Origin of the sequence: Pseudomonas sp. CM25 (assembly GCF_013179705.1) — a bacterium.
Taxonomy (GTDB): Bacteria; Pseudomonadota; Gammaproteobacteria; order Pseudomonadales; family Pseudomonadaceae; genus Aquipseudomonas.
Window position 1 is genome coordinate 1 of sequence record NZ_JABMCW010000412.1, and the last position, 4,271, is coordinate 4,271.

At 66.7% G+C, this 4,271-nt stretch carries 3 protein-coding genes; 2 read left to right on the forward strand and 1 reads right to left on the reverse strand.

Annotated features, from left to right (window positions below; translation table 11 throughout):
- The first annotated feature begins 19 nt into the window (after positions 1–19).
- Positions 20–2,104: a hydantoinase/oxoprolinase family protein gene (locus HP546_RS26775; RefSeq protein ID WP_172231808.1), complete on the forward strand. Its 2,085-nt coding sequence runs from the start codon at positions 20–22 to the stop codon at positions 2,102–2,104.
- A gap of 147 nt (positions 2,105–2,251) precedes the next feature.
- Positions 2,252–3,208 carry a helix-turn-helix domain-containing protein gene (locus tag HP546_RS26780; RefSeq protein ID WP_172231811.1) on the forward strand — a complete coding sequence of 319 codons (957 nt, stop codon included), beginning with the start codon at positions 2,252–2,254 and terminating at the stop codon, positions 3,206–3,208.
- Between the two features lie 42 nt (positions 3,209–3,250).
- Here the strand turns inward: HP546_RS26780 and HP546_RS26785 are convergent, their stop codons facing one another.
- Positions 3,251–4,144, reverse strand: coding sequence for a DUF2950 domain-containing protein (locus tag HP546_RS26785; RefSeq protein ID WP_172231814.1), 894 nt, complete (start codon positions 4,142–4,144; stop codon positions 3,251–3,253).
- Positions 4,145–4,271 lie beyond the last annotated feature (127 nt).

A 4,271-nucleotide genomic window follows, 5' to 3' on the forward strand; every position in this document is an offset into this window, starting at 1 on the left:
CACTGACCGGAGAATCATCATGCGTAACCAATATCGCCTGGGCATCGACGCCGGCGGCACCTTCACCGATTTCATCCTGGCCGACCGCGCCGGCGGTGTACAGCTGTTCAAGGCGCCATCCACACCGCAGGACGGCACCCTGGCCATTCGTGCCGGCCTGGCGCAAATCGCCGATGCCACCGGTCACAGCCCGGCCGAGCTGATCGCCAACTGCGACCTGTGCATCAATGGCACCACCGTGGCCCTCAACGCACTGATCGAGCGCACCGGGGTCAAGGTCGGCCTGCTGTGCACCGAAGGCCATGAGGACAGCCTGGAAATCCGCCTGGGACACAAGGAAGAAGGCCACCGCTACGATGCCCACTACCCGCCAGCGCACATGCTCGTCCCGCGCCACCTGCGCCGCCCGATCGCGGGGCGCATGCTTGGCGATGGCCGCGAATACAGCCCGCTGGACGAGCGCGCCATCCACGCCGCCATCGACTACTTCCGTGCCGAAGGCGTGCAGGCCGTGGCCATTTCCTTCCTGTGGTCGGTGCGCAACCCCAGCCACGAGCAGCGTGCCGCCGAGCTAGTACGAGCGGCGCTGCCTGGAGTGTTCGTCTGCACCGGTTGCGAAGTGTTCCCGCAGATCCGTGAGTACACCCGCACCTCCACCACCGTGGTCAATGCGTATCTCAGCCCGGTGATGGCGCGCTACGTGGCGCGTATCGACAGCCTGTTCCAGGAGCTTGGCGCGCAGCAGCCGGTGCGCTACTTCCAGTCCAACGGCGGGCTGGCACCCGGGCACCTGATGCGCGAGCGCGCGGTGAATGCGATCAACTCCGGCCCCGCTTCGGCACCCCAGGCCGGGCTGGCGGTGGCCCGCCCGTTCGGCATCGACAACGTCATCACCGTGGACATGGGCGGCACCTCGTTCGACATCACCCTGACCAACGCCGGGCGCACCAATTTCAGCAAGGACGTGGACTTCCTGCGCCAGCGCATCGGCGTGCCGATGATCCAGGTGGAAACCCTGGGCGCCGGCGGTGGCTCCATCGCCCACCTGGACGAGTTCGGCATGCTCCAGGTCGGCCCGCGCAGCGCCGGCGCCATGCCTGGGCCTGTTTGCTATGGCAAGGGCGGCAGCGAGCCGACCGTGACCGACGCCAACCTGGCCCTGGGCTACCTGCCCGATGGCGCGCTGCTGGGCGGCAGCATTCGCTTGAACCGCCAGGCTGCGCTGGACGCCATTCGCAGCAACATCGCCGAGCCGCTGGGCATCAGCGTGGAGCGCGCCGCGTTCGGGATCACCACACTGGTCAACCTGAACATGGTCAACGGCATCCGGCGTGTGTCCATCGAACGCGGCCACGACCCACGCGACTTCGCGCTGATCGGCGCAGGCGGCGCAGCGGGCATGCACGTGGTGCGCCTGGCCGAGGAAATCGGCATGCAGACTGTGCTGATCCCCAAGGTGGCCTCGGGCTTGTGCGCCTTCGGCCAGATCCTTTCCGATGTGCGCTACGACCAGCTCACCAGCCTGTCGATGCGCGTGGACGGCGAGCACGTGAACCTGGCGCAGCTCAACCAGGCTCTGGCTGAACTGCGCCAGCAAGGCCTGGCGAACCTGCGCGAAGACGGCTTTGGCGACCAGGCCAGCAGCTGCCACTACACCCTGGAAATGCGCTACCTGGGGCAGATCCATGAATGCAGTGTCGAACTGGAGCAGCACGCCTTGGATGACACCGGCCTGGCCGCACTGATCAGCCGCTTCCACACCCGTCACCAGACCCTGTACTCGTACAGCGAGCCGGACAGCCCGGTGGAGTTGGTGAACCTGGAATGCTCGGTGATCGGCCACCTGCCGCGCCCTCCGCAACCCGAGTTGTCGGGCCCGGCCGAGCCTGGGGTGCCGGCGCCGGGCACGCTGCGGCCGATGCTGTTCAGTGCCGACGGCGGCTGGCAAGCCACGCCCGTGTTCAACGGCAACCGGCTGCTGCCGGGTCAGACCGTGCACGGCCCTTGCGTGATCGAGGAAGACACCACCAATATCGTCATCCCGCCTGGCTGGCAGGCGCGGCTGGAGCCTTCGGCGACCTACCGGGTGACACGCGGGGCTTGATCGAAAGGTCGGCCTACGCCGATCATGGGGCCTGACAACCGCCCGGCAGTTTGCGCTGCCGGGCGGTTTGCACAATAACAAGAGCTGCTTGAGTAGCTTGCCTGCAGTTCCTTTTTTCAATGCTGCCCTCTTTGAAAAAGGACCACCATGCCCACAGAACTCTCGACCCACGGCTGGCCACAGCCGGAGCGCCAGGCGCGTTGGGCCCAAGCCATCAGTGACACTTACTTCCCGTTAACCCTGGAGTTCGCCACCGCACAGCCGTTCGACGGCCACCTGCAGCGCTGGAGCACCCCCAGCACGCCGCTCAGCCTGTCGCGCCTGCGCTCCAGCCAGCTGGGCTACTCGCGCAGCAAGGCGCACATCGGCCAGGACCATGAAGCGTTCTACCTGGTGACCGTGCCGCGCAGCAGCGAGGTGCATTTCGAACAGGACGGCCAGCAGCTCAGTTGCAGCCCGGGCGGTTTCATCGTCGAGCGCGGCGATGCGCCCTACCGCTTCCATTACGGCAAGCAGAACGATTTGTGGGTGCTGAAGCTGCCCGAACGCGCACTCAAGGCCAACCTGCTCGGGCACAAGCGCTACACCCGCCATTGCTTCGATGCCAGCCAGGGCCTGGGTCGCATCTTCGTCGAGCAGCTGGACCTGTGCGCCCGCCACTTCGACGCCAGCCCAGCCGCCGCCCGCCACCTGCTGCTGGAGCAGGCCACCGCCACCCTGCTGCTGGCCTTGCAACAGGACCAGCGGGTGCTGGGCAGCGAAGGCAGCAACCTCAGCACCCTGCACCTGACGCGGGTCGAGCAGTACGTGCAGCAACACCTTGGCGACCCAGAGCTGTCGCCAGCCGCCATCGCCGGTGCCTGCGGGCTGTCGCTGCGCTACCTGCACAAGCTGTTCGCGATCACACCCTATACCCTCGGTGAGTGGGTGCGTCACCAACGCCTGGAGGCCGTGCACCGGCAATTGCGCGACCCGCACTGCCACCTGGCCATCGGCGAACTGGCGTTTCGCTGGGGTTTTACCGACCAGGCGCAGTTCACCCGGGCGTTTCGCCAGCGTTATGGGTGCACGGCGCGGGAGGTTCGGGCTGCGTGTGCGCACTGAGGCGCTGCGGCAGCATTCAGGCCAGGCGCTGAAGTTGCGCGATCACCCCCCCGCCGCGACATCCACCACCGTCCAGCTGTCATCCGGGTCAAAGCGCTTCATCTGCCCAGCCAGCTTGTCGCCATGCGGCCCGAGGTCTTTTTCGAAGACCTGGCCGTCATGGCTGATCATGAAGCTCATCACGCCGGTATCGTCGTACCTGGCCGGCCAGGCGACCATGGCGAAACCGCGGCTCATCTGGTTGCCGATCAGGTAACTGTAGGCGCCACCCGGGGCGGAGGGCCCCTGGGCATCGAGGATGCGAAAGTGGTAGCCGTACCAGGCGTCACCGACCACATCCTGGCCAAAAAGCGGGCCTAGCGGGCTGACCTCACCTTCGCCGTTGTCGTCCCAGTACAGCCCGTCATGCTTGCCCGGCTCGCTGAATACCTTCTGCGCGTATTCCAGCGCCCCGTTACCGTTATGGTCCTGGGTGGCGTAGTCCATTTGCGCGTCGTGGTAGGCCAGCAGCGACTGCAAGGTGCCCAGCTCGTTGCGGCCAATGCGCCGGGCGCGGATTTCGGCGCTGCCGGCCTTGAGGTCGAAGTGCCAACCCTGGCGGCTTTTGCTCAGCGGTATGGGCAAGGTCCAGTGGTCACTGCCTACCGCCAGTATGGCCTTGTCCTCACCAGGCCGGTCGATACTGTGCTGCGCATGGTATTGCGCCAGGAACGTGTCCACGTCGCTGCGTTGCACGCCGCCGCGCGGTATGTAGGTACGCCAGTCATCGCCCAGCAACTGGGCCAGGCGGGCCTCGTCAGCTTTTGTCTCGCCCAGCGCTGCGACAAAGGAATCCACTGCTTGCTCCGGCGTCGCGAAGGTTTGTTGCGCTGTGGCCAACGCTGAGCTGGCCATGCCTGCCGCCAGCAGCAATGCCGCCAACGCCCGGCGGCTCATCGCCGGCCCCCTGCACCACGGCGCGCCGGCGCACTCGGCCGCGATATGGCGTGCCCCGCGGCACGCGATGCATTGGGGCGCTGGGCAAACGCCTGGCTGACGTGGCCACGGCTGGCCTGCGCGCTGG

Bases quoted from the DNA above. Each gene is read 5' to 3' on its own strand.
- HP546_RS26785 (WP_172231814.1), bottom strand. From the start codon at position 4,144: ATGAGCCGCCGGGCGTTGGCGGCATTGCTGCTGGCGGCAGGCATGGCC.
- HP546_RS26775 (WP_172231808.1), top strand. From the start codon at position 20: ATGCGTAACCAATATCGCCTGGGCATCGACGCCGGCGGCACCTTCACC.
- HP546_RS26780 (WP_172231811.1), top strand. From the start codon at position 2,252: ATGCCCACAGAACTCTCGACCCACGGCTGGCCACAGCCGGAGCGCCAG.